The organism is Cohnella caldifontis, assembly GCF_029360585.1.
Taxonomy (GTDB): Bacteria; Bacillota; Bacilli; order Paenibacillales; family Paenibacillaceae; genus Cohnella; species Cohnella caldifontis.
Map to the genome: position 1 here is coordinate 13,781 of NZ_JAQZSJ010000027.1, position 22,679 is coordinate 36,459.

Below are 22,679 nucleotides of genomic sequence, written 5' to 3' on the forward strand. Positions count from 1 at the left end.
CCATTAACAATGCTCGTTATGGTCTACAACTCGGCCCCATCCTCCGGTTGAACCGTTGTTGGCTCTGTCTTTTTCGATCTTGCCAACACCTCATCGCCGGATGGAAAGGGAGCGGCCAAAAGCGCAAATACAAGCTGAGCGCCGTCCCGCATGCCTTGCAAATATATCCATTCATTCATGATCGCCTGCCTAAAATGGTGCTTGTCCTCCCATTCCGCATACTCCGGCATGCGCCCAATGTCCATACCAGCGAACAAAACTTGAAATGCCTTGCTTTCTTCAGCACGAGGACGACTCAGATCAGGATGATATTCAATTCGAGCAGAAATATCATCCAATCGGCTTTGAATAGCTTGCCGAAACCACGCTGGAAATTCCATCGCCTTCTTCCTCCCAGGTGCCCCTTTTACCGTACCCGCTGCTTTCGCTGGACCTTCAGGTCATAATAACGGGCTACTAACTCATCTACCTTTCGACTCTGTTCCTGAAGCGCTTGGCTGCAGGATAAAGAAATCGATTGTTCCATTAACTTATCCCCAAGCGTATTCAGCTTTCGTCGCTCCTCCTCCAGTTTTCTTAACAAATCATCCATCCTTCATCCTCCCGTTCTTCCGTGTGAGGGCAGCTATTTATGAAAAATCTATGGTGTATGTTAAAAAACTACTTTGATCGTAATTTCAAACCTCATTTATGTCAATTGTATACTCCTCCATAATGGAAGTTATAAATTCCTAACCCAATGGATATAGGTGATAAAATGATAGGTGTTTACGATAAAAAGAAGGTGGGGCAACGCATTCGGAAGCAACGAGAGGCTTTGGAAATTTCTCGTGAGCAATTGGCTGAACGGATTGGACGAGTCCCGAGATTCTGTGCCGACATTGAACGAGGTAAAGCCGGTATGTCCATTGAAACCATGCTCAACATCTGCAATTTGCTCAAACTTTCTCCTAACGAACTGCTCTTAGAGCATGAAGCAAAGGTTACGCCGAGCGATGAAACGGAATTGATTGTAGCCGCCCTTCGTCATTGTACGGAGAAACAACGCAAGGACGCATTGGCTCTTTTAAAGCTGTTTCTTACCGCAATTCGTTAATGCAAGACTCAATCTCAGCAACGGAAGCGCGTTTCACAGCCCCATCATCTCCCTCACCACCCGGTCCGCCATTTTGACCGTCCCCACAAGCACCAGCATGTTGAAAATCAACTCGCCAATGTACGTCCACACCATCGTAACCGCGCCAGCGCCTTCATCAACCGCCGGGGGAGCGGAGGCAAAGGCGGAGTAGATAATGCAGGCGAGTACGATTATCGCGCCCTCCAGACAAGCGGCCGCATACCCTTTGAGAAACGATTTGCCGATATTTTGGCTCGGTTCCCCGGCAAAGGCGGACAACGGAACGGGAGCGATGGCCGTATATAAGTAGATACGAAAAAAACGTCCGTACACCGAGAGGATCATCACAAAAGACAGCACCGTGATGAACAGACTGCCCAGAAGGGTGACGACCCACAGCGGAATGCTTTGCCAAAAACCGACGTCTTCAATCGCGTTTGCAATGGTGTTCGGCAAAGTCATAGCCTCCGTCCTTCCGAACCCGGAACGTCCCATCATCGTGGAAATGATTCCCTGAACAATGGTAAACAGCGCCATCATGAGCTCCAGTCCGTAGGTAACGACTGCTTTGGCCAGGACAAAGCGGATAAACAGCTTGACGGCCATCTCCGGCTTTTTCACTTCGGCAAAACTGCCGGTCGTCTTCACCACGCCGATCATAAAAAACAAGACTAGAAGCGCCAGTCCCGTCGCCTGCAACGCGCCGTGAATGTCGGTAATGACGCGCCACACGCCGCCACCCTTGAAGTCGGCCGGCGACTCGGTAACAAGCTGTCAGATTTCATTCATTTTCTCGTTCCATGTATCGAGCGCATGTTCGAGGTAGTCAATAATCCAACTGTTTTTGGCCATATTCTCACCCCTTTTCTGTAGACGGGGAACGGACAAATCGCCCGTTCCCCTCATTTGCGACTCCCGTTTAACCGGCAATCAGGGTAAGAATTTCCTTCGTAAAGGTAATGATAATCCCGCCGGCAAGCGTCAGGAACCCGTTCGCTCGCTGGGAAGGGTCGTGAGACTTGAGCGACAATCCGATCTGCACAATGCCGAAGCCGAGTATGATCATACCGATGGCCCGTATTAATCCGAATATGAAGGTGGACAAGTTATTGACGGTCGTCATCGGATCGCCCTCGGCATAAGCGGTAGAGACGAATACGGTTCCCGTTAAGACAAGCATGATGTAAAGCGCCAGCAGCCGTTTCCCTTTGATTTTCAACTTCATCATTCCCTTCGTAAAAATAGCGACTCCATGTCTTCTTCTGACAGAAGCTCGTACTCTCCGTTTTCATGAAGCAACACCTTTCGCCAATCCAAAGCGTGTTCCGTGCCGCCATGCTGGTAGGGGAGACCGCTGCCATCCGTCGTGAGCTCGACATGGGGATGCCTGAGCAAATCGTACTTGTCGTCCTGAACAGGACGCTCGCCGCGAATAAAGAGCAAGGCATGACGGTTATCGAGAAGCCGCACCTCATCGGGCGTCAGCAAGTCGCGGCCGGACAACTGATAGTTGATCGAATAACTGCCGCTGCGGCCCTTGCTTTGACCGTATGTGTTCGTGTCGATCGTTTCCTTGCCCAGCAGTTCCGAGACGTATTTGTGAGTGGATTGTTCATTGCCGCCCAGGTACAAAAACACGTCGCAGTTCCCCACGATTGATTCCCACGTCTCCTTATACAGCGCTTTGAGCTGCGCCAAATTTTGCAGGATGATGGAAACCGAAATCTCGCGGCTGCGTATGGTGGAGAGCAGCTTGTCGAATTCATCGGGCAAGGCGACGTTGGCAAATTCGTCCATCACGAAATGCACGTGCACCGGCAAGCGTCCGCCGTGCCGATAGTCGGCCTCGTACATCAGGCATTGGAAAAGCTGGGTGTAAAGCATCCCGACGATGAAGTTGAAACTGCTGTCGTTGTCGGGAATGACGGCAAACAGGGCCGCTTTCTTTTCTCCCATGACAGCCAATTCCATTTCATCGACCAAGCTCATTCCGGCGATTGAATGCAAGTTGAACTTCTCCAGCCGAACGCCTAGGCCGATCAATATCGATTTGGCTGTTTTCCCCGCCGCCAGTTTGAAGATGTTGTACTGTTTGACCGCCAAATGCTCCGGGTCGCGCATCGCCAGCCGTTCAAACAACTCGTCCAGCGGACTCTGGTAGGTTTCGTCTTCTTCCCGCACTTCGGCGGCGGCGATCATTTCCATCACCATCGGGAAATTCTGTTCCTCCGGCGGCGCTTCATAGAGCAAATACAAAACGAGCGCCTCCAATAGCGCCGTTTCGGATCGTTCCCAGAACGGGTCGTTCGTGTTGCTGCCCTTCGGCGTCGTATTGCGAATCAGGTTGGTGACCAGTTTCAGCACGTCCTTGTCGTCGTGCAAATAGGCGAAAGGGTTGTAGCCATGGGAACGATGCGGATTGATCAGGTCGAGCACCTTGATGTCATACCCTTTGGCTTTGAGCAGATGGCCGGTATCGCGCAAGATTTCGCCTTTCGGGTCGAGAACGACGAACGACGTGTTCGCTTGCATGACGTTCGGTTTGGCGTAAAACCGCGTTTTCCCGGAGCCGGAACCGCCTACGACAAGCACATTCACATTCCGGCGATGCTTGCGGCCGTCGAGTCCGATGCAAACCTGCTTGGTTAAAATTTTGTTTTGCTCCAGCTGCTTGCTTCGATATTTGGCGCATATGCTTTTCGCCCGGCCCCAACGGGCGCTGCCGTGTTCCTCCCTGCGCCGGTAGTTTCGCGGGGAGGCCAGATAAACGCCGACACCGAGTCCATAGGCCAGCGTAAAAGAGAGCAGACAGCGGGGCGTATCTTCCACCCACTGAATGTCGAACGGGTGGTTGATCGCCGCGCTGAGATGCTCCACCATCGCTGGCAGCCCCCCGGAAAGTGCAGGGGCGGTGAGCAATGCCGCCCAAACGACGGGAATCAAAAAAACCGCAAAGAGTATCAAATGACTCCTTGCGGTTTCAACGCGCCTCATGATGGCTCCGTCGCTTATGTTTTTGATAAGGGGCATCAATCGTTTTGAGCAACAGTTCATCGACGGCGTCGGTGGGGCGCTTCTCGCCGATCAAATCGTTTCGCAGCGCATTCAGTGCATGCACCACGATGCCATGCTCGTAATGATCCAAACAGAGAATCCGTTCTTCTTCCTTCACAGGCGCTCCCTCCTGAACAAAAATTGAGCATGTCCCGCGCAGCGCTCCTATCTTGCTGGTTCTGTCCGATGATGCTGCCGCTGCTGCGCCAGCATCCGGTTCATCCTGCGGGCCATGTCATGTGCGGTATCCTTCATCACCGCCAGTTCGGCGCGAATTTGCTGCGGCTCGATGTCCTTCAGCTTCTCCTGCACACGATGGAAACGAAAGGAAGACGTGTCCACGCCGAACTGTTTGCACAGCATGTAAGAGGCGCAATATGCATGGAACGTAAAATAGGAACGGCTGTAACGGCCATCGCCGCGATCCAGATCCGCATGCGCCAGCTCCTGCGCGAGCGACCGGAAAATGTCCCCGGCATCCAAGCCGCGGCGGATGACAATATTGCGCATGTCCGGCTGATAGAACGCATGCGTTTCCGGCGGCATCGCATCGCCAATAACGATCGGAACAGGAGCGCGATCCATCAGCGCTTTGATGCGCACTCGGTCGTCCGGATAGGTCGGTTGCTCCCGTTTTGGATTGGCCGTCGTTTGTGCGATGTCGAACATCTTTTTGAGGTTATAGCTGATGCCGGTGCTGCCGTCTTCCCTCCGGTACTCCTCGCCCGGCTCCAAAATATAAAAGCCGGTTTCCTTGCGGCGAATAAAGACGCCTTGTTCCTTCCACGAATCGAAATCGGCGATGCGGGTCGCCTCCGGCCGCTGCGTGAGAATCAGAAGCGCATTGGATACGCTGTAGCGGTCGAAACGGCTTTGCACATCCAGATACCGCTGAAATTCATCGCCGCTGCGCGAGATGGAAATCGTGGCTGCATCAATCGTCTCATAGGCCCATTGCCTGAGTTCCTGCTTTTTCTGTACCCACGCTTCCTTGTCAAAAGGTTGCTCGGACGAATTCGTGGAAGAATGGCCCGTTGCTTCCTGCCGGAATAAATCGTCCAGATTGTTCATTTGGCTTTCCCTCGCTTTCGGGTTCCGTTGGATTTGGTTTTGCCCGTCTTCGCTTTTCCATTATGTGGCTCGCTTCGCTTGGGCAGCGACGATTCCTTGACCATCTGACGCCGTTCTTTCTCCGCCTTCCGATTTTCTTCCCGGATCTCGCGCAACAGTTCGCGGATCGATGGCCGCCGCTGCACTTTATCGGCTTTCAGTTCAATCATACCCCTTGCGGATGCTTCGCTGCGCCCGAAGGTAGGCTCGGACGGATGGGGCGGCTCCGTCGTCGCCATCGTGGGGTTTGGGTTGCCGTTCGCCGGGGAAGTTGGCTGCGTCGATTCGGGCCTCTGCATCAGTTCGGCCAAAAAATCGTCGGTGCTCTTCGCTCCTGGCGTTCCCTTGACTTCCGCTCCTTGTACCTCCTTCCTCTGCCGGGTTTGGTTCGATGCTTGTTGTTGACGCTCCCCGGACGCTGGATGGTCCTGCTGTTTCCCGGCGCGGGATTTCTCAATTTCACTCTTGATGCTGGCCGTATCCACGGTCGCCAGCTTGAACCGCTCGACGATGCGGTTGATTTTGGAAGCGTCCTCGGCACGCACCATCACATCGCACAAGCCATCGACATTCTTTTTGTCCCGCAGGGCACAGTACAAAACGCCGTATCGTTTGGCCTCCTTGCAGAAGGTAGGCAAGTCTTCGTTTTTGACGGCAAATACTTTCAATTCCTTGCCGCTGCGGAGCAAGCTTTCCAGACGAATGCTGCCCTTTGTCCGTTTCTGCCCCTGCAGGGCGGCAAACAAATAGACGGCCAGATGCTTAGCGCCTTCGCCGGAAATCTTGGCCATAACCTCGATGCCCCTCAGACTCATGTTGACGACCTGATCGGCCGCCTCGGCTCCACTGCTCATGGATGGAATCCTCCCTTCGTAATGGTTGATTTTTCCTGTCACCATGTAGTTTAGTCATCATTTCCCCGGATCGGGCCAGGATGCCCGCACACAGCTTCACCTCCTTTCGAAGCGCGGCAAGCCGCTTGGATAATACGGCTATCTGCTCTTTGCAAGCGTCGATCCGGCCTTCCTCCTTGCAGCGGCGAAGACGGTTGTACAGCGCTTTGCGCTCGCTGGAAAGCAGGCGCATCTCCTGTTGGGCAATGGATACATAGTCCAAAAGCTGCTCTTTGCTGGAGATACGGCGCTGGCAGAGTAGTTTGGTCTGAGCGGTAATAACCGCCAAGTGTCGCAAGTCTTCCCGTAATAAAAAAGGCGTCCTTCTCACGGACGCGCGAAAACGGGGCCATATGCCCATCTCATATAAATAGCGCAGGTACAATGCTTGTAAGCCGCTGAACTTCCTGCCGGATCGAAGCGTTCCTTTGCAAACGGCGCGCCTGCGTTGCGGCATTGGCAGAGGCTGTGTTTTACGGGGAATGCGATTTCGTAAAATCCGCTGTTTCAGAGCCTCTTCCGTATAGTCGTCTCCCAAGCTGCGCAAACGAACGAAACGTTCCTTACCCGGTGGACGAACCGCCATATGCTTCACGGTCGTTTTCACGTCATAGCCCTGCTTTTGCAAAGAGGCGATAAACTGGGTCCACGTCATGGATGCCGCAATCGCCTGATCCACATCGCTCCGAATCGTCCCCCTCCAAGTCGGCTTGCCTTCCCGATCTGCTTTCCATTCTCCGTAGTGCTTGGCCTTGCCCGGCTCGGGTTGCTCGATCACTGACAATGCATGTTCACGGCATAACCGGTCGGATGTTCTCCTTAGGAGGGCGTAGGAGGCTTTGTTGTCGTAATACCGTTTGCCGTCCATAAAGGAGACGGAGTTTAGCACAAAGTGATTGTGCAAATGTTCCTTGTCCAGATGGGTCGATACGACGACTTCAAATCGATCGCCCCATAGCTCCTGCGCCAACTTGACGCCAATGGCGTGCGCCGTTTCCGGCGTCGTTTCACCTGGTGCAAACGCTTGGTAGCCATGAAACGCGACGATGCCATCCATCTTTTGAAATTGACGCTTGGTGCGCTGCATTTGCTCGTAAGCGGTGAGCGGATCGCAATTGATTCCGCTCACATAAAGCTGCCTCTCCGTCTTGAGATCCGATACTGCATAATCCATCGCCTGTTGCAAACCTTCATTTTTCTCGTCGCGATCTTGCGCTGTTTTGTCAGGATTGGCGGCGTAATCAATCACGCGCTTCAAGCGGTCGGTGACATCCCATATCGCCGTCGTCGCCATATGTGACGCCCCCTTTACATCGGATGCGCACGTGGAATCGCTTGCTCTGTTCTTCTTTCCGGGGCAGTCACGGCCTGTTGAATCTGTTGGACGGCGCGGCGCAACTGATCTGCCTCCTGCTGAAAAGAAGCCCGATCCAGATAACCTGTCGCATGCGCCTTCGCCGCCAGTTGGTTGAGATTGTTGCCAATGGCGTGAAGCTCGCGCATCATCGCGTAATAATCAGGCGGCGGCAGCGGCTTCGGTATATACCCATTGATGAGCGCCCGGATGTACGCTTCCCGAGAAAGACCTGTTTGTTTCACTTCATTCATTAGACGAACATGTTCGCTTTCACTTAAACGAAGCAGAAATGAGATCGAACGTTTTCTCAACGAACAACCCCCTTTCAAAATCAACTATTCTAAGAAGTTTACGCCGCAATAAACATGCGATCTGAAAACCATCCGCTTATCGAATCGTTAACATCGCGATGAGGGGTCTTAGGGGCGCAGGCCCCTAACAAGCGAATTTGGATATCCAAATTCAGTGCTTGCTGCAACACGAGACAGTCGTCTCGTGTTGCCTTCAAAAGCACCTGCCGGGAAAAAGGGAGGACCCCAAAAACACAAAAAAGACGCCGATCCGCTCGGGCGTCTTCCGCAATACTTTTTTGTTATCGCACCAACCAGCGGTAATCCTGGCGGCAGTCTACTATGAAATCGACATACACAACTTCATCCTGAATCTGATACAACACCAGATACCATTTATCTACGAACATCTTGTGATACTTGTTTGACGGGATAAATTCCGCTTCGAGAAAAGGATAACGTTCCGGCATTTGCGCCAAGGAACGTATCGCATGCAGCAATTCGTTTTTCGTTTTCCGCGCCGCATCCGGACTTTTCTCCGCAAGAAATCGCACATGAACCGCCAGCATTTGGCGGGCGCGATCGGAAACGACGATCTTATAACGGGGCATCTTTTCCATGCTGAACCTCGTCGATAATGCCCTCCAAGTAATCGTCCAGTTCATCTGGCGTCACACCAACACGGCCCGCCAAACGATCCTCTTGCACAGCGAGCAGTTCTTCGCGCAGCTTTAACATCTTCTCGCGACGCGAGTACGTCTCAATGTCCATCACGACGAGATCGCCTTCACCGTTCTTGGTCAGATACACCGGTTCCCCGGAAGATTTGCATAGATCGGCGATTTCATTATAGTTTTGACGGATACTGGCGGAAGGCTTGATAATCATCTTGGTCACTCCTTGCATAGCTGTATATTAATTTTATTATACCTATTACATGCTATACAATCAATGCGGTTGCGCTTATCCCCAATCTATTCACATCTTATCCACATGCTGTGAAAATTTTCCGTAGCCCAGAAAGAAAAGACGTCGACCGTTCAGCGTCTACCGCTATCGGGATGGTTCACCGCGTCTTCGCCGGAATTCCATCAATTCGTTGTTTACATCCTTTCCGAACTTGGGCGGCTCATCGGATATGAGAAGGGCGGGGGAGAGGAGCTTCTGTATCGTGGCTGCCGCCAATCGCCCCGGCTCATCATTGTCCAGGTGCAGGACAAGTCGATTCACCTGGGGAAAGCACTGCAAGTAATGCGTTAGGGCAGACGGGGGAGTAGAGTCCTCCCCATTTGTCCTAGGCCTGTATATTCCGGCCAGCGACAGCTTATGCGCCTGCCGCCAATCCCGGCCGGCGAGATGTTCCAACGCGCAGTAGGATAAGAGATCAATGGCGCTCTCAAACAGATGCAGTTCCGTACAGTTTTCCGAGGCCGGAATGGAAAACGAATACCGCTTGTCGCTGCCAGCGGCTTCCCCCATATAACGGGTGCTTGTCGTACCGCGTATCGCCGCATAGCGCGGCGTCCCTTCCTGGTCAAATCCGACGAATACCGCGTTGTGATAGCGTCGGCTTTCATACAAACGTCCCGTTTTGAGACAGTAGTCGATCAACGTGCGATGGATACCGCGTTTGCTCAAATAAGCCATGACGCGATGAGAGTTTTCATACGGTTCTGGAAGCTCCAGCCGCGCCGTAGATGTGCGTTGTCGGCATGATTGCGAAACCATAAGAATATTGCCGGGATGAACGCCTTCAATCCGAAGCACCGCATCGGGAAAAGACATGCCGCGCACCTTGATCAAGTAGTCCAGCGCCGAACGTCCGCCGATCCCCCTTGACCACCAGTACCATTTGCCGTTGGAAATTTTCAAACTGTCGTGTGTCCGGGTGGTGTAGACATTCCGAGAGCAACGTACCAGTTCTGCAGGCTCGCACATATGCAAATACGTGAGCAGATCCAGTCTTTTTGCACGTTCGATCTGTTCCTTGTTAACATAGCTCATTGCCGCAGCTCCTTTTGGAAATCCAAGCAGCGTCCGATGGGTATATTGCTCATCGTGCCTTACCCCTCTTTTTGGGGTACGTATAAGCTCTGCCTTCCTTCAACTTCGTAACGCCTTTCTTTTTCATGAATGCGTCTAAATCGCCTTCATAAACTTGACTGGTCACCCCGTTTGAGTCGCGGATGTAAAAATACGTGTCGCCAAATCCGTTCTTTTCTTTGGATATCAACTCCAATGTTGGCACGGCTTCTCCCTCCTCGATCAAGCCGGTTCCGTAACAAAAAGGCGGTAGAATCGGACAAAAGCATCCGCCGCTTGGGATGGCATACAACATGTTCATTCCTCCGGAAATGAGAAAAGGACCCCAAAATCGGAGTCCATTTCGTCATGTGATTTTAACAAGTGACCTATATTCGACCTGTAAATGCTACGCATCGAAGTCATAATTCCCCAAACTACAAAAAAACCTGCCGCGCGATGAAGCACAACAAGCTTTCTTACCGATCATGCTGCAATATATATTTTCGTACCATTTCTTTTTGGCCAGTAACAAGCTTTGTTGTCAGGTCAATGCAAATTATTCATCCTGAAAAGTGTCCATTTCACATCCCTCCGCCTGTAGTATAACTGGCAAAGTCCATAATTTTACTTTTAGACAGCCTTAAATCATAATATTTCCCTTGCGATTCAACCAACGGATTGATCAGGTCATCTGGATGGAGCATCACAATTCGAGCCACTTTACCGTCTGACAAAAGAACTGAATCTCCAATCATTCTGTTCATCAAGTTAGTAATGAAGCATTGTACGATCACAGGGTTAAACAATCCGAATGCTCTTTGATAAATCTCCTGTAATACTTGGAATAATGGGATTGCTTTCTTATATACCCGCTCTGAAACCATCGTATGAAACACATCGGCAACAGCCACAATCTTACTAAAATATTCTATTTCTTCACTAGGCTTCCTATAAGGATAGCCGCTACCATCTTCTCGTTCATGGTGTTGTAGGGCAACCAGAGCTTGTTGATCCGTCATGTTTGGGAGTCTAAGAATCATCTCATACCCGTACACCGTATGAAGCTGCATTTCAGCATACTCATCCGAACTTAATTTACCTGCCTTTAGTAAAATCGAGTCAGATATTTTTGTCTTACCTACATCATGTAACAATCCCGCAACAGCAAGGTCATTTAACTCCTTCTCTTTCAGACCTAACCATTTTCCAATAAAATAGGATAGCACCGAAACGCCAATACAATGTCGATACGTATAATTATCTTTCTTTCTTAAAACCAAAATTACATTTGAAAAATTATAATTGGAACACAATTCCTGGATCTTTGGCATTACCTTTTGACGAATCATTTGATTTGAAGGCTTCTCGGTGCTATGATTTATCTTTTCGTATATTAATTGAACCTCGGAGATTGTTTCATCTATTATAAATTCGGTAACAAGTTGGGTATCCTCGTCCAACAAATTAATACCATGTTGATTCAAGAGGTCAAGATTATGGTAACTTAATACACTGTTCTTAGGTAAAAGCAAGCTGCCTTGCCTAGAATAAATATTGGTATTTAATTTTCTTCCAATAAAAGATGTATTGTCTATAGGAATCACCCACTTTCCTAAGCCAGTCGTATGATACTAGTACAATCAAAAGTCATTTCTTCTACTGGCTCAAAGATATCTGTACTATACCGATCAACAGTTACTCTACCTTCAAACATTTTCTTTACAATAACCTTTTTTGTTGCTTTTAAGATTGTTCCAACTCCAGTGATTCCACCTACATACATCGCAGAAATGGTGTCACCAGCTTCAAGATTAGAGCCTCTGCAAACTGAATTATCTAGGAAGAAGATGATATTGCCCGCGGAATATAGATCACATTGAATAACACCTTCTCTTCGAATCAAAATATCCCCATTTGACTTTAATGTAGAGTTTTGAGCTTGGTTAATATTTATCTGAACTTGTGATTCTTGGCTTAACGCAACTCTCATGTAAGCTTCTTTCAATACTCGAATGAAATCTTCCATTCTTGGAGCTGACATCACTTCAACAATCTTAGTCGGCAACAAGAATAATTCCAAATAATCTTTCAATTGCTGCATAGCGTCCTTATTATAAGTCTGAAGGCTGGAAATAACGCCAAGCAGTTCCTTCACAACTTCCCAAACCTGCTGATATTTGCTCTCAATTACTAACAATAATACTTGTCCATACTTAACTTGTAGTTTCTTTTTACTAATTTCATTCATTAACAGCTTTACACTTTCCGCCATTTTTTCGAGGAAATCCAACAACTGTTTGGAACCGTTATAAAGTCTGTTGAAAAGCATGCCGAAATACCCCGAATACAGATTGCTTCTAATTACATTACCCTTCACTGCAATACTTCCTGTGGCCGTTAAGGTTGAGTTGAAGACACTTCCAGATATATAAATGTTCCCCAGCGACTCAATAATCATGTTGTCCATGACATCGCCATACACAATAACGTCTCCAGCAAAAACGATATTACCTGTTTGCAAATCAACATTCCCTGGTACAATGAAGGCGGTGTTAATATCGAAATACTTTATCTTGTTACCAGTTATTCGCGGTCTTCCTTCTTTCCGAGCAATCACGATATCATCTGGTGTTATTTCAACACTTTCTTTCCCAGCAATGCGAATATCGTGAACCGGTTCAGGAAGTAATATATTTCCAAAGACATCATACCCCGCCTGACCGTCTACGGGGGGTGTCTTCTTTGCTATTACATCTCCGCTTTTGACAGAAGGAATGTTCAAATGATTCTTAAAATCCACAAAACCTCTTACCTCTGTAAATATGTTCTCGATATTTTCTGAAAAGAAAATATCTAAACGAGCATCTTGACCCTGCACCGGAGCTTTTCCTCTGGCGATGGTCACTGGTCTATATGTAGGTTGAATAATCTCGGTTTGAATAACTGCAACATCAAGATTCATTTTGATATTCATGTTTTCAACAACCGCGAGAATATCCTGCAAGTTTAGTGTTTCCAAAATAATCGCTGAATCTTCTTTGGCAGTAAGGGTCAAATCTAAAGTTGAGGTATTATCAGATAACACCCACGCATACCTCTGTGGACGATGAACAATCAAATACGCTGTTAACTTATCATCCGAAACTTCAATCTCGAATAATGGCTTTTCTTCAATCTTCCACTCAATGACGCTTTCTGATGATACTTTAATCCTTTTGTGGATCTCTTGACCATCCACAAATAGGATCACAGGTGAATGGGCCTCGATAGTCGGAATCTTACCCCCATTTAAGGGATTTACGACGATGATTTTACCGTGTTCAACTCTGATATATCCATCCACTACTTGACCATTGTTAATCCCCCTTACTGAAGATGACCCCATCCGTTCACTTTCCGACTCTTGGGAATCTTGGTCGAGTTTCTTCATTAGCTTCAATACTTCTTGCTCACTGATAAAGTCTGACATACGAATCACCTCATCGACAGCAGTGAGAACTAATTTTCTAGCGCAACTGCAACTAATCCTAAAAATTCATTGTTGTCGAATGGTTTTGAAATAACTGCAATGTCTTTAATCAATCTAGAATCATTTCCTAACGCATCAGTGGAAGCAGTGCACAGCAAGACTTTGACTTCAGGATCAACTTTTGTGATTTGTTCTATAAGTGAAATGCCATCCATGACTGGCATTCGATAATCGACTATCAACAAATCGGGTTTTGCATTGAAATAAGCGCTTAATGCCTCTTGACCGTTCTTCGCTTGTAAAACGACTTCATGACCTGCATCCGTAACTAGGGCTGAAATCAATAATCGAACAGAAGGATTATCGTCTGCGATCATAATTCTCGCCATAGGCATCCCTCCAATAGAAAATCAAGAAAGTAATGTTTTAGAGGCTCAACTTACCTTCGGTAACTTTACTACCGTAGAATTGTCTTCCCTAGTCCCAAAATTTCACCCCCTTCTTTTCAATAGGGTTTCCGTTTCGTTTATGAGAACTCTAAAGTTAGCTCTTATATGTACAAAACGAAAACAGCTCAAAAATTTGTCAAAATCCAAGTATAGTTTTAACATCACCTAACACAAAAACGACAAGAATCGACGTAATATTTGTATGGTTCAATATTACTACAGATATTCATCTAAATAAACCCATTTTGTAGAGTATACTCCGTAGTAATTCCCCCCATACTAACTAAAGATAAAGCTTTAAAGGGGGGCAACTATGACAATTGAACTATCGTTTGCTAAAATTCTAAAAACGTTGAGGATTAATAATAAGTTGAGCCAAGAGGAACTTGCCTTTAGAAGTAATCTTGATCGAACTTACATCTCAATGTTGGAAAGAGGTATTCATCAGCCGACCATTTCCACTTTATTTGCCTTGTCAAAAGCTTTAAACATCAAAGCTTCCGTGATAATTCAACATGTCGAGCTTGAATGCGAAAATAAGAATGAATCATAACAGCAATAAAAAACGCATTTGAGTACAACAAGAAGATCGAAACTCTGCCCCCTGTGTTCCTTAGTAAAAAAATCGCATTGTAGGGAATTGATACCCCGGCAATGCGATTTTCTTACTTATACCGGTAGATCGACTTAGAAGTTACTGAATCTCCGCAACAATTGCATTCCATCCCTTATACCAGCAAAATATACCCACTCTTTTTCAAGTGTACACCGATGGTTAAAAATGTCTTCCCACTCGAGAAGAAGATCCAAATGGGCTTGTGATAATTCATCCTTAAGCAGCTTTACTATTTCGTTCTGCCTAAATCGGAATTGTTCAACCTCCATTTGACTTCCAGCTTCCTTAGCAACTTCAATAAAGCGTTGATCAAAAGCTGGTCTTAACCATTCTGGACCTATATCATGCATATTTAACCCTCCTTTCATTCAGAATGTACAGATGTTACAGCGACAGGAGGGGTATCTCAAGTAATTATTGGAACTCTTCTATGTTTACAGTTTACTTTCCAGATTCTTAACTCTCCATCTCCAACAGTTCCTTGATCCAAATTTCATACGGCATCCTCACCAATGGAGCTTTAGAGAGAGTAGTATTGTTGAGATCATCGGTTGATGGTGCAACCCCCAACTCGCCATCATCGGAATATTTCGGAGATAATTTTACTGCTGGAAAAATCGCACGTATATCTCCTCGCTAGCGCTTTCAATCTGGTCGAATACGACCTCCATTCGTGATAAATACGTCGATTCCAAGTACGTCCCCTTCCTGCTTCTACTATAACAGGAAGCAAGAAGAGGAACGATGGTATCAACCCGTTATCGCTCACGGCCCACCATCCGCCGTTCCGGCGCTTCCGGTTCTTCGTCCGGCACGCTGTTCACGGCTTCGTTCTCCCGTTTGTCCATATTCAGCAGGGCATTCAGTTCCGCAAGCCGCGCCGATTTCGTTTGCAGCTCCTGCTCCTTCTCGAATGGAGCCGCGATTTGTTCCTTCGCCGTTTCCATTTGCAGACGCAAGGTGGCAAGCTGCTCGCGGGCATGCTCCAGCTTCGCAGGCAAGTCGGACAAGGCATTGTTAATGCGGCTTATGTTACCGCCTGCATCCGCTCCGAGCGTCACCGTATGACCGAGCGCGCCGCGAAGCGTGACATTGTACTCCTTATGGAAGCTGTCAAAGGACAGCCACATGGAAAATCCCCGGTAGCTGCCGAATTCCTGCGGATCGGGCGATGTCATTCCATTGCAAGCGTCCAGCAAAGCCGCTCCCGCTGCCGCCCTCTCCGAGTAGGTGTAGTCTTTGATCGTCATGCCGGGAAATTTATCTGTCCCATCCGCCTCGGATGCCAAAGATCGTGTATACAAAGCTGCATCCTGCTCATAGCCGGCAATTCGTTCCTCTGTAGACTTGATTTGCTGCGGCAACATTTTGAGCAGCCGGTCCTCCAACGCATACCGCTGGCTCAAGTGATTGGCTTTGAGCAGCTTCAATTTGGATACCTGAATGTCCAGGTCCATTTTCTCCTTAATGTACGGGTTTCCGGTCGCCAGCGCCTTAACCTCGGCATAAGAGAGCGCCGTCTCGTCAATATCTTCAGCCGAACGAACCGGCGATTTGCTGGTCATGATCTGGGAAATGAAGCGTTGTTTGTTCTCCAGCGTCTGATAAAGGTACGCGTCGAACGTGTTCTCCGTCACATAGCGAAAAATATGCACCTCGCTGTTCTGGTTGCCTTGCCGGACAATGCGCCCGCTGCGCTGCTCCAGATCGCGCGGACGCCACGGACAATCAAGGTCGTGAAGGGCAATCAGCTTCGTTTGCACGTTCGTGCCCGCCCCCATCTTGAACGTCGATCCGAGCAATATCCGAACCTGTCCGCTGCGTACTTTGGCGAACAGTTCCTTTTTCTTGACTTCGGTATTGGCGTCGTGAATGTAGGCGATTTCCTCAGCAGGAACACCTTTTTCCATCAGCTTGCGCCGCAGCTCGTCGTAGACGTTGAAGGAGCCATCCTGTTTGGGGATGGATAGATCGCAGAACACCAACTGGGTCAAACGCTGCTCCTGATGTTCCGCCCAATACCGGTAAACGTTGTCCGCACAAACGCTCACTTTGCTGCCTTCGTCGTCGGGAAGCATCTGATTCGCCAGCCTTTGATCGAGCGCGAATTTGCGTCCGTCGTTGGTGATCGTCAGCATATTGTCTTCGTGCGGCTCCACTTCCTTCGCCCGCACCCGTTCGGCGCGGCGGGCAAGATCCGCAACCATATCGCGCTGAAAGTCGCTTGGCGGCACAGCAACATTGTGGAAATGAGCTTTCGGCACGGGAAGCTGAAGCATGTCCGCCGTCTGGATGTCGGCCACTTCCTTGAACATATTCATCAGTTCCGGCAAATTGTAAAAACGGGCAAACCGGGTTTTCGCCCGATAGCCCGTTCCTTCCGGCGCAAGCTCGATCGCGGTGACGGTTTCCCCAAACGTCGAAGCCCACGCATCGAAATGCTGCAAGCCTTGCCGTTTGAGTCGCTCGTATTGCAAATAGCGCTGCATCATGTACATCTCGGTAATCGAGTTGGAGATCGGCGTTCCGGTCGCGAAAATAATGCCCCGGCCTCCGGTCAGTTCGTCCAGATAGCGGCATTTGGCAAACATGTCCGACGACTTTTGCGCTTCGGTTTGCGACAGTCCGGCCACATTGCGCATTTTCGTATAAAGAAACAAGTTTTTGTACGAATCGGCTTCGTCCACGAAGAGTCGGTCTACGCCCAGTTCCTCGAAGGTCACGACATCATCCTTCCGGCTCGTGTCGTTCAGCTTCTCCAGCTTGGTTTGCAGCGTCTTTTTTGTTTTTTCAAGCTGTTTGATCGCATAGCGTTCGCCTCTGGCTTCCTTAAGTTCCCGGATGCCGTTTGTAATTTCCGAAATCTGCTCATACAGTTGCTGCCGCTGACGTTCCATAGAAATCGGTATTTTTTCGAACTGCGAATGGCCGATGATGATCGCGTCATAATCGCCGGTGGCAATCCGCGCGCAAAACGTTTTGCGGTTTTTCGTTTCAAAGTCCTTTTTGGTCGCCACCAGAATATTCGCTGACGGATATAGCTGCAAAAACTCCGCCGCCCACTGTTCAGTCAGATGGTTCGGAACGACCAGCATGCTTTTGTTGCACAACCCTAGATGCTTACTCTCCATCGCTGCGGCGGTCATGGCGAATGTTTTGCCCGCTCCGACGCAGTGGGCGAAAAGGGAGTTGCCGCCGTACAAAGCGCGGGCAACCGCGTTGACTTGATGCTGGCGCAGCCGAATTTCCGGGTTCATCCCGGTGAAACGAATATGACTGCCGTCGTATTCGCGGGGACGGATGGCGTTAAACCGGTCATTGTACAGCCTTGTCAGCCGTTCGCGCCGCTGCGGATCTCGCCATATCCAATCGCGAAACGCTTCTTTTATCATCTCCTGCTTTTGCTGGGCGATGGCCGTCTCCTGCTTGTTCAGCACACGCTTTTCCACTCCGTCCTCATACACGGTGTCAAATACGCGCACGTCCCGCAGATTGAGCGTATCTTCCAAAATCTTGTACGCATTAACGCGGTTTGTGCCGTATGTGACGTTCGCCTTGATATTGTTGCTGCGGTCATCGCTTTTGCCTTTGACGTTCCAGGCCGCCGTATATTCGGAATACATGACATTGATGTAGGTCTGGTACATCGGCGGCGTGTCCACCAGTTCAAACAGAAATTGCCGAATGTCTTCCGGCGGGAGCCAGGTTGCGCCCAAGCGGACATCGATTTCGGCGGCGTCCAGGTCTTTCGGCTGCACCGCTTCAAGCGCTTTGACGTTTTCGCCGTAACGTTCGGCATCGTATGCGGCAAACTGTCTGGCCACCCGCAGCTTCTCCCGCACATTGCCGGACAAGTACGCATCCGCCGTTTCGTAGATCGGCTTCCCTTCCTCATCCAAATTTTCGGGATTGGGAAAGATGACGCCGCGCAGCTCTTTTATCAATTGTTCTTCCGTCCAGCCGGTTAGCTCCGCCATATACGGCAGATCGACACGGGCTTTTGCGCCGATGGAAACGGCCAGCGCCTCCGAAGCGGTATCCACCTGTTCCACGCGGATGCGCTGCCGGATGGTGCGTTTGGTGAACATATCCGCCTTGCGCAGCAACCGCCCTTCCTCGTCGATGATTTCCAGCGAGCAAAGAAGAAAGTAAGAACTGTCGTCCGAAAAAGCAAGGCTGTTGGCGCGGCTGTTGATCAGGCCGTATTGCGCCGTAAACCGATCATACTGCGTATTCAGCTTGCGCTGTTGCTGCTCTATCATCTCATCGCTGTAGTCTTCGGTTTGATACTCGATCAGCTCGCGCACGGTGTCCCGCAGCAGAATCATTCCCTTGATGCGGCCTGACGCCGTAGCCGAAGTGTCCACGCGCCGCATCCGGCTGTTCTCCCGATAGTAGATTTGTCCATCCACCAACGCAAAGCTGAAATTGCGCACAGTCGGATCAGCAGGGAGAGAAGGGTCTTCTTCCTCCGGCTGGTCTTCCCGTTCCAGCTCCACCCATTCGGCATGGATGCCCGACAACGCTTCGCGCAGCAGCTCATCCAGATTGGCGTCCGGGAATGGCTTGCAGGACGTTTCCTGCCGGTTGCCGTACATCCGGTCGTCAAAAACCATGGTGCCGAGCACCATATCGGGATGTTCTGCGAAATAGCGATTCACCGGAACACCGTCCGCTGTCTCGGAAAGGGATAGCCATGCTTCGGTTTGCTCGCTGACGGCGACCATGCGATCCCGTTTCTGCAAAAAGATAATGTCGGCGGTTACTTCGGTTCCGGCATTGGCCAGAAACGCATTGCTCGGCAGACGCACCGCTCCGAGCAATTCGGCGCGTTCCGCAATATATTTGCGAACCGCCGGGTTCTGCTTGTCCATCGTGCCTTTGGACGTAATAAAGGCGATGATGCCGCCCGGACGCACTTTGTCCAGTGTCTTAGCGAAAAAGTAATCATGGATGAGAAACTTGTGTTTGTCGTAACGTTTATCCGCCACGCCATAACCGCCGAACGGCACGTTCCCGATGGCGAGATCAAAGAAGCTGTCCGGCAAATTCGTCTGTTCATAGCCGCTGACCGCAATCGACGCCTGCGGGTATAGCTGCCGGGCAATACGGCCGGTAATGCTGTCCAGTTCCACGCCAAACAGCCGCGAGCCTTGGAACGACTCCGGCACCAGTCCGAAGAAATTGCCGATGCCGCAGGACGGCTCCAAAATATTGCCGCTGCGAAAGCCCATCGATTCTAGACAGTCGTACATCGCCTTGATGACGGACGCAGACGTATAATGGGCATTCAGCGTTGACGCGCGAGCGGATGCATATTCCTCCGGCTCCAGCACATTTTTCAGTTCCGCATATTCGGCTGCCCATTGCGTGTTCGCTTCGTCAAATGCCTGCGGAATGCCGCCCCATCCGACATAGCGAGCCAGCACCGCCTGCTCTTCCGCTGTCGCTTGCCGCTGCTCCTGCTCCAGCTTGTTCAGCAGCCGAATCGCTTCCATGTTCCATTTGAACTTCGTTTTTGCGCCGCCATGCCCCAGCTCATCATCCGTAATCCGGTAGTTGACAGCCGGGACAGACGGACGGGCTGGCGCGGTGCGGCCGGCCGCACCATCAGAGGAAAGGGAAGTGTCTGGCTGCGATACGGTTTCTGGCCCCTCCGTCACCGGCTCTTCCGGTAAAACCGCATCTTCCGCCGTTTCCCATGCCGTTTCGCCAATCCATTCCGGCTCCTGCTCTCCGGTAATCAGATGATCGTTCAGCGGGTTTTCGCGCAGCATCCGCTCAAAATCCCGGCGATTTACCTCTTTGATGAAGAGCGGGAACTGCCGGTCTTGCAGCACCACCGTTCGCTGCGCCAGTTCAACAATTTCATATTCGTCCGCACCAATCCAGACCATACTGCCAGTATCAAAACCGTAGCGCGCTCGTTCCCGGTTCACCGGCGTTTGTTCCGGTTCCACCTGTGCGTCTCGTGGGGAAAGCCCCGACGATGCATCCGACTGAGGCACATCGTTCCTGGCCATTTCCGCCGCCTGCTGTCTCCGCTTTTCCTCCTGTTCCTCTGCAAAAGCGGGCAATCGCTCGGCTTCCTGCCGGTTCAAGTAACGACCCGCTGCCAGCAGTTCGCCGATACGTTTCTGCACGTTCATCCACGGCAGCACCACCTGCGTATCCGGGTTCATGATGGAGCCGCGGGTCAGCGTGATGCCTTTGCTGTCATAATTCATGTGAATATCCGTGCCGATCAGCGCGGGAAGACGCCCGCCGGTTCCGTATTCCCGTTTCAGGAAATCGGCGTTCTCCTGTGCGGACAGCGACTGCTGGAAATGCAGCGCAATCCGAAACTTGCCGTTCTCAAAACCGCTGCCGTTTTGCAAAATGGCGTCAATAACCGCTTGCGGCATGAAAAAAGCGGAGGCTTTTGCGTCCTCCGCTTGTTCCATCCACAGCGTCTGTTGCTCGATGGATGGTTCTGACTTTCGCGACAAGTCAAATTCGTTCAACAGCATCATGCTGTTGATATGCCCGGCGATGACACCCCAATCGTAAAAGCTTTGCGCCGTGCGTTCCTCCGCCGTACCTGTCCACAGATGCAAAACGTTGCGATACGGTTCAAATCCTGCTCGTACGCCTTCATCAAGCGTCAGTTCGGTGATGCCTGTCGGAAACAAACCGCGCACATACAACATGCGCTCGCGCTCGTCCTCATTAGCAAGGAAAAATGCTGCGATGTCCGACTTGCTCTCCCGCAGCGGCGCGGCTCGAAGCATGTCATTGATGATGGCCTGGTCATGAAAAAACGGAAGACTTCGGTCCTCCGTTTCCCGGTCGTACCATTTTAATGATAAATCAGTTCCGCGAGAATCAGTTCCTCCGCCTGCTGCTTCAGGTTGTTCATATGTCCCGTCCAGGCCAGCGGATCGCTCGCCTTGTCCGGGGCCGGGTAAGAAGCGAGCATCTCCTGCATCGTCCGGTCGATCTGCTCCCGCGCCGTCCGGTCGATGTCCGCCAGATGCCGGTTCAACTGCTCCGACAACATCAGATGGGCGTACATGCCCTTCCGCTCGGTTTTCAGAAACGTCTTGCGCATCATCCCGTACTTCCCGATGGTCGTCTCCGCTTCGCTCAGCGTCAGGTTGGGCAGCAGATAATCCCCTTGCGGCGTGTACGTCAGTTCCATGTTCATCCTTCCTTTCTTGCAGGGTAGCTTCATTTTGCGGCAAGGAATCGGGTCTTGCAAGGGTATGAAGCGACTGACCCTCATTTGCACGTTGTGCATCCCGGCGCAGCGCCCGGACGGTCGATTCAATTTCCCGCAGCATCATCTCGGACACATCGCTGATCGCTGCGCCTAAATGGGATAATGCTGGAAGCGTATTGAAATAACCAATGGAAGACAAATCCTCGGTGCTAATGTAAAGTTCGGGATTCAACTCGCAGCGGGTTAAGGCCATATAAGCGACGGCTTTTTCAGACGCTTGTTTGAACAACAATTCCACATGCGGAACGTCCAGGTCCTCAAGCAAACTGTTCTCCCGCTCTTTCATCAACTCCGCCACATAATCGGCGCTGTTATCATCCACCGCATTCCGCGCAGCAGCGAGCAACGCGGCAGGCAGATCCGCACGCCGTTCGCTCTCGTCCGGCGCTCCGAACGCATTTTCCAGCGTTTCGATCACATGAGCCGTGTCGCTGTCCTGCAACCGCCAAAGCGACACCTGCGGCTGGCGTCTGCTTTGGGTATCCGATACGTCAAACACATGGCGCAGACCCAGGTGGTTGCCTCGGTCTTCAATCAGGGCAATCCCTTTTGCGCCGTGTTTCACCCAGCGATCCAGCCGCTTGTTCCAGACGTCAATCGGCGCGCAGGCCGTTGCGTCAGGACGTTGTGCGTAGATCAACAGTTGATCCTGAAACGGATATTTATAGTTCCAGGCCGCCGTCCGCAAAAAATCTGTCCAGCGGTCAGGGTGATTCGTCACCGTGCGAGCCGTGCTGGCAGCCAGTTCGACGATGCGCTGCAACTTGGCTGTCATGAGAGCACCTCCCTTACCGAAACGTGATTTGATTGGTCAGGCGAATGCCTTCCTCGGAATAACGAGCCGTAATCCGAATGAGTCCAATAAGTTGCAGTCGATGCAGATTTCGGCGGACAGTGGAAGGAGAGAGACCCACCTCCGAAGCCAGCCTTTTGCCGGACAACAAGATGCAGCCATGCCGCCCGCGCGGTCCATCAGGTAGCTATACAATAGCTTTGCTGCAGGAAGGACCTTCGCTCCGGCCAGCAGTTTATACCTGG

23 protein-coding genes and 1 pseudogene are annotated in these 22,679 nt (G+C 50.5%); 3 read left to right on the plus strand and 21 right to left on the minus strand.

The window, feature by feature from the left end; genetic code table 11:
- Positions 1-23 precede the first annotated feature (23 nt).
- Both PTZ19_RS23535 and PTZ19_RS23540 read right to left on the minus strand, forming a co-directional pair.
- Entirely contained in the window at positions 24-380 is a 357-nt protein-coding gene (locus PTZ19_RS23535; RefSeq protein ID WP_274364818.1) for a hypothetical protein, read from the minus strand.
- 26 nt (positions 381-406) lie between these two features.
- A complete protein-coding gene (locus tag PTZ19_RS23540; RefSeq protein ID WP_274364817.1) occupies positions 407-592 on the minus strand; it encodes an aspartyl-phosphate phosphatase Spo0E family protein in 186 nt (61 codons plus the stop codon).
- A gap of 165 nt (positions 593-757) precedes the next feature.
- Here PTZ19_RS23540 and PTZ19_RS23545 point away from each other — a divergent pair, with 165 nt between their 5' ends.
- Positions 758-1,096, plus strand: coding sequence for a helix-turn-helix domain-containing protein (locus PTZ19_RS23545; protein ID WP_274364816.1), 339 nt, complete (start codon positions 758-760; stop codon positions 1,094-1,096).
- A 33-nt stretch (positions 1,097-1,129) separates the two neighbouring features.
- On the opposite strand, the pseudogene PTZ19_RS23550 reads toward PTZ19_RS23545, so the two are convergent.
- The 15 genes and pseudogenes from PTZ19_RS23550 to PTZ19_RS23620 all read right to left on the minus strand — a co-directional run.
- Positions 1,130-1,873 (minus strand): annotated as a pseudogene (locus PTZ19_RS23550) (VirB6/TrbL-like conjugal transfer protein, CD1112 family); the annotation flags it as partial.
- A 163-nt stretch (positions 1,874-2,036) separates the two neighbouring features.
- Entirely contained in the window at positions 2,037-2,336 is a 300-nt protein-coding gene (locus PTZ19_RS23555) for a glutamyl-tRNA amidotransferase (RefSeq protein ID WP_079913937.1), read from the minus strand.
- A 5-nt stretch (positions 2,337-2,341) separates the two neighbouring features.
- Entirely contained in the window at positions 2,342-3,997 is a 1,656-nt protein-coding gene (locus PTZ19_RS23560; RefSeq protein WP_276358074.1) for a VirD4-like conjugal transfer protein, CD1115 family, read from the minus strand.
- 100 nt (positions 3,998-4,097) lie between these two features.
- A complete protein-coding gene (locus PTZ19_RS23565) occupies positions 4,098-4,289 on the minus strand; it encodes a hypothetical protein (protein WP_041052546.1) in 192 nt (63 codons plus the stop codon).
- A 47-nt stretch (positions 4,290-4,336) separates the two neighbouring features.
- Positions 4,337-5,242: a hypothetical protein gene (locus PTZ19_RS23570; RefSeq protein WP_041052547.1), complete on the minus strand. Its 906-nt coding sequence runs from the start codon at positions 5,240-5,242 to the stop codon at positions 4,337-4,339.
- Positions 5,239-6,135, minus strand: a complete 897-nt coding sequence (locus tag PTZ19_RS23575) for a PcfB family protein (protein WP_276358075.1) — start codon at positions 6,133-6,135, stop codon at positions 5,239-5,241. Before PTZ19_RS23575 ends, PTZ19_RS23570 begins: the two co-directional genes overlap by 4 nt.
- Positions 6,044-7,468 carry a relaxase/mobilization nuclease domain-containing protein gene (locus PTZ19_RS23580; protein ID WP_276358076.1) on the minus strand — a complete coding sequence of 475 codons (1,425 nt, stop codon included), beginning with the start codon at positions 7,466-7,468 and terminating at the stop codon, positions 6,044-6,046. Before PTZ19_RS23580 ends, PTZ19_RS23575 begins: the two co-directional genes overlap by 92 nt.
- Positions 7,469-7,482: 14 nt before the next feature.
- Entirely contained in the window at positions 7,483-7,842 is a 360-nt protein-coding gene (locus PTZ19_RS23585; protein WP_041052549.1) for a plasmid mobilization protein, read from the minus strand.
- A gap of 281 nt (positions 7,843-8,123) precedes the next feature.
- Complete coding sequence (locus PTZ19_RS23590) at positions 8,124-8,441, minus strand: type II toxin-antitoxin system RelE/ParE family toxin (RefSeq protein ID WP_276358077.1); 318 nt, start codon at positions 8,439-8,441, stop codon at positions 8,124-8,126.
- Entirely contained in the window at positions 8,419-8,709 is a 291-nt protein-coding gene (locus PTZ19_RS23595) for a type II toxin-antitoxin system Phd/YefM family antitoxin (protein WP_079913945.1), read from the minus strand. Before PTZ19_RS23595 ends, PTZ19_RS23590 begins: the two co-directional genes overlap by 23 nt.
- A gap of 165 nt (positions 8,710-8,874) precedes the next feature.
- Positions 8,875-9,825, minus strand: a complete 951-nt coding sequence (locus PTZ19_RS23600) for a DUF3991 domain-containing protein (RefSeq protein ID WP_276358078.1) — start codon at positions 9,823-9,825, stop codon at positions 8,875-8,877.
- Positions 9,826-9,874: 49 nt separating this feature from the next.
- Positions 9,875-10,159 (minus strand): hypothetical protein, encoded by a 285-nt coding sequence (locus tag PTZ19_RS23605; RefSeq protein WP_276358079.1) that lies wholly within the window; start codon positions 10,157-10,159, stop codon positions 9,875-9,877.
- 268 nt (positions 10,160-10,427) lie between these two features.
- On the minus strand, positions 10,428-11,450 hold the full coding sequence (locus PTZ19_RS23610) for an HD-GYP domain-containing protein (RefSeq protein ID WP_276358080.1): 1,023 nt from the start codon (positions 11,448-11,450) through the stop codon (positions 10,428-10,430).
- An 8-nt stretch (positions 11,451-11,458) separates the two neighbouring features.
- A complete protein-coding gene (locus PTZ19_RS23615; protein ID WP_276358081.1) occupies positions 11,459-13,315 on the minus strand; it encodes a DUF342 domain-containing protein in 1,857 nt (618 codons plus the stop codon).
- Positions 13,316-13,344: 29 nt separating this feature from the next.
- Entirely contained in the window at positions 13,345-13,704 is a 360-nt protein-coding gene (locus PTZ19_RS23620) for a response regulator (RefSeq protein WP_276358082.1), read from the minus strand.
- 373 nt (positions 13,705-14,077) lie between these two features.
- On the opposite strand from PTZ19_RS23620, the gene PTZ19_RS23625 reads away from it, so the two are divergent.
- Positions 14,078-14,317 carry a helix-turn-helix domain-containing protein gene (locus tag PTZ19_RS23625; RefSeq protein ID WP_276358083.1) on the plus strand — a complete coding sequence of 80 codons (240 nt, stop codon included), beginning with the start codon at positions 14,078-14,080 and terminating at the stop codon, positions 14,315-14,317.
- 134 nt (positions 14,318-14,451) lie between these two features.
- Here PTZ19_RS23625 and PTZ19_RS23630 read toward each other — a convergent pair whose 3' ends face one another.
- From PTZ19_RS23630 to PTZ19_RS23640, 3 genes are all read right to left on the minus strand, one after another.
- Positions 14,452-14,730 carry a hypothetical protein gene (locus tag PTZ19_RS23630; RefSeq protein WP_276358085.1) on the minus strand — a complete coding sequence of 93 codons (279 nt, stop codon included), beginning with the start codon at positions 14,728-14,730 and terminating at the stop codon, positions 14,452-14,454.
- A 408-nt stretch (positions 14,731-15,138) separates the two neighbouring features.
- Complete coding sequence (locus PTZ19_RS25330) at positions 15,139-21,150, minus strand: helicase-related protein (RefSeq protein WP_339329355.1); 6,012 nt, start codon at positions 21,148-21,150, stop codon at positions 15,139-15,141.
- A gap of 68 nt (positions 21,151-21,218) precedes the next feature.
- Positions 21,219-21,659, minus strand: a complete 441-nt coding sequence (locus tag PTZ19_RS23640; RefSeq protein ID WP_339329356.1) for a TnpV protein — start codon at positions 21,657-21,659, stop codon at positions 21,219-21,221.
- A 199-nt stretch (positions 21,660-21,858) separates the two neighbouring features.
- Between PTZ19_RS23640 and PTZ19_RS23645 the strand changes: the two genes are divergently transcribed.
- The gene (locus PTZ19_RS23645; protein ID WP_274364791.1) at positions 21,859-22,443 is read left to right on the plus strand and encodes a hypothetical protein; all 585 of its coding nucleotides are present in this window, start codon (positions 21,859-21,861) and stop codon (positions 22,441-22,443) included.
- On the opposite strand, the gene PTZ19_RS25495 is transcribed toward PTZ19_RS23645, so the two are convergent.
- A complete protein-coding gene (locus PTZ19_RS25495) occupies positions 22,430-22,585 on the minus strand; it encodes an HTH domain-containing protein (protein ID WP_422615041.1) in 156 nt (51 codons plus the stop codon). The genes PTZ19_RS23645 and PTZ19_RS25495 overlap by 14 nt on opposite strands.
- Positions 22,586-22,679 lie beyond the last annotated feature (94 nt).

Excerpts from the sequence above, each read along its gene's own strand:
- PTZ19_RS23535 (WP_274364818.1), bottom strand. The coding sequence starts at position 380 with ATGGAATTTCCAGCGTGGTTTCGGCAAGCTATTCAAAGCCGATTGGAT.
- PTZ19_RS23540 (WP_274364817.1), bottom strand. The coding sequence starts at position 592 with ATGGATGATTTGTTAAGAAAACTGGAGGAGGAGCGACGAAAGCTGAAT.
- PTZ19_RS23545 (WP_274364816.1), top strand. The coding sequence starts at position 758 with ATGATAGGTGTTTACGATAAAAAGAAGGTGGGGCAACGCATTCGGAAG.
- PTZ19_RS23560 (WP_276358074.1), bottom strand. The coding sequence starts at position 3,997 with ATGGTGGAGCATCTCAGCGCGGCGATCAACCACCCGTTCGACATTCAG.
- PTZ19_RS23570 (WP_041052547.1), bottom strand. The coding sequence starts at position 5,242 with ATGAACAATCTGGACGATTTATTCCGGCAGGAAGCAACGGGCCATTCT.
- PTZ19_RS23575 (WP_276358075.1), bottom strand. The coding sequence starts at position 6,135 with ATGAGCAGTGGAGCCGAGGCGGCCGATCAGGTCGTCAACATGAGTCTG.
- PTZ19_RS23580 (WP_276358076.1), bottom strand. The coding sequence starts at position 7,468 with ATGGCGACGACGGCGATATGGGATGTCACCGACCGCTTGAAGCGCGTG.
- PTZ19_RS23590 (WP_276358077.1), bottom strand. The coding sequence starts at position 8,441 with ATGGAAAAGATGCCCCGTTATAAGATCGTCGTTTCCGATCGCGCCCGC.
- PTZ19_RS23595 (WP_079913945.1), bottom strand. The coding sequence starts at position 8,709 with ATGATTATCAAGCCTTCCGCCAGTATCCGTCAAAACTATAATGAAATC.
- PTZ19_RS23600 (WP_276358078.1), bottom strand. The coding sequence starts at position 9,825 with ATGAGCTATGTTAACAAGGAACAGATCGAACGTGCAAAAAGACTGGAT.
- PTZ19_RS23605 (WP_276358079.1), bottom strand. The coding sequence starts at position 10,159 with ATGTTGTATGCCATCCCAAGCGGCGGATGCTTTTGTCCGATTCTACCG.
- PTZ19_RS23615 (WP_276358081.1), bottom strand. The coding sequence starts at position 13,315 with ATGTCAGACTTTATCAGTGAGCAAGAAGTATTGAAGCTAATGAAGAAA.
- PTZ19_RS23620 (WP_276358082.1), bottom strand. The coding sequence starts at position 13,704 with ATGGCGAGAATTATGATCGCAGACGATAATCCTTCTGTTCGATTATTG.
- PTZ19_RS23625 (WP_276358083.1), top strand. The coding sequence starts at position 14,078 with ATGACAATTGAACTATCGTTTGCTAAAATTCTAAAAACGTTGAGGATT.
- PTZ19_RS23630 (WP_276358085.1), bottom strand. The coding sequence starts at position 14,730 with ATGCATGATATAGGTCCAGAATGGTTAAGACCAGCTTTTGATCAACGC.
- PTZ19_RS25330 (WP_339329355.1), bottom strand. The coding sequence starts at position 21,150 with ATGCTTCGAGCCGCGCCGCTGCGGGAGAGCAAGTCGGACATCGCAGCA.
- PTZ19_RS23640 (WP_339329356.1), bottom strand. The coding sequence starts at position 21,659 with ATGCACAACGTGCAAATGAGGGTCAGTCGCTTCATACCCTTGCAAGAC.